Source organism: Rothia sp. (in: high G+C Gram-positive bacteria) (assembly GCF_030540545.1).
In the GTDB taxonomy this organism is placed as follows: Bacteria; Actinomycetota; Actinomycetes; order Actinomycetales; family Micrococcaceae; genus Rothia.
Genome location: NZ_JAUNVZ010000032.1, coordinates 1 through 981, shown reverse-complemented (window position 1 = coordinate 981; position 981 = coordinate 1). Strand labels below are relative to the sequence as shown.

Genomic DNA, 981 nt, shown 5'->3' with positions numbered 1-981 from the left:
CAGCCCAGGGAGGGGAAGTAGAACCAGTTGCCGCGCAGCAGCGACAGTGCAAGGTCTTCACCCTGCAGCAGTGTGGAATGGTTCGGCCGGTAGAACGCCTTCGTTTTCTCCACCAGGGTGTTTGAGGCCGCATTATGCTCATCAATCACCACCACACCCGGCTGAAAAACGCTCGCCTGCGGGTGGGTCGCCGCCGCATCAACCAGCCACTGCACATAGTTGGGCAGCATCACGTCGTCAGCGCCCATGACCGTGACCAGCTCGTTCTCCACGAAGGTGAGGCATTTGCGGTAGTTGCCGTTCGCGCCCAGGTTCTTCTCGTTGCGCATATAGGTGATGCGCTCATCATTGAGCGAGGCGAACCAGCCGGGGATTGATTCGTCCGGGTAGCCGTCATCAACCACGATCAGGCGCCAGTCGGGGTTGCTCTGCCCAATCACCGAGCGAACGGCCTGCTTCATGAGTTCAACATCGCCATAGTAGGGGAAAAGAATATCTACGGTCATAGTGGCTCCCAGGTGTGAGTGTGAGGGGAAAGTTAGTTGGAGGATTCGGGGGTGTTCGTTTCGGAGGCCGGGTTGTTCCCGCGCCCTGCGGCACCCTCCGGCTGGCGTTGCAGGGCGCGCATAATCGCCACTTCTTCGGCGATAGTGCGCGCATCATCAGTGAGTTTTGAGATGGCAAGGGTCAGGTGCAGGCTAATGCCCATGAGCATCACAATGGCAATCAAAAACAGCAGGTTCACGGGGGTTTCAATACCCACCAGGGACGAGAACCAGTCCAGCAGCTTGGGGAACAGCGCCAGCACAATCATGACACCGCCGACGCTAAGCCACAGCGCCGCGTACTTCTCTTTCATGTTCTGGTTGCGCACCTGCATGAGCACCAGGCACACCATACAAATGACTATGATGAGGAAAAAAATATTTGCAGCCATACGTCTAGTTGCCCTCCACCGAAGTCTTCTTACGGGTCATCGAC

2 protein-coding genes are annotated in these 981 nt (G+C 57.2%); both read right to left on the bottom strand.

Annotated elements, in window-relative coordinates; all coding sequences use genetic code 11:
* On the bottom strand, positions 1-506 hold a 506-nt coding region (locus Q4P78_RS08690; RefSeq protein WP_303339981.1), incomplete at its 3' end, for a glycosyltransferase family 2 protein.
* 32 nt (positions 507-538) lie between these two features.
* On the bottom strand, positions 539-937 hold the full coding sequence (locus Q4P78_RS08685; RefSeq protein ID WP_303339980.1) for a DUF2304 domain-containing protein: 399 nt from the start codon (positions 935-937) through the stop codon (positions 539-541).
* Between the last annotated feature and the right edge of the window lie 44 nt (positions 938-981).

What these genes read in the sequence shown, in the direction of transcription:
- Q4P78_RS08685 (WP_303339980.1), bottom strand. Translation starts at nt 937, where the DNA reads ATGGCTGCAAATATTTTTTTCCTCATCATAGTCATTTGTATGGTGTGC.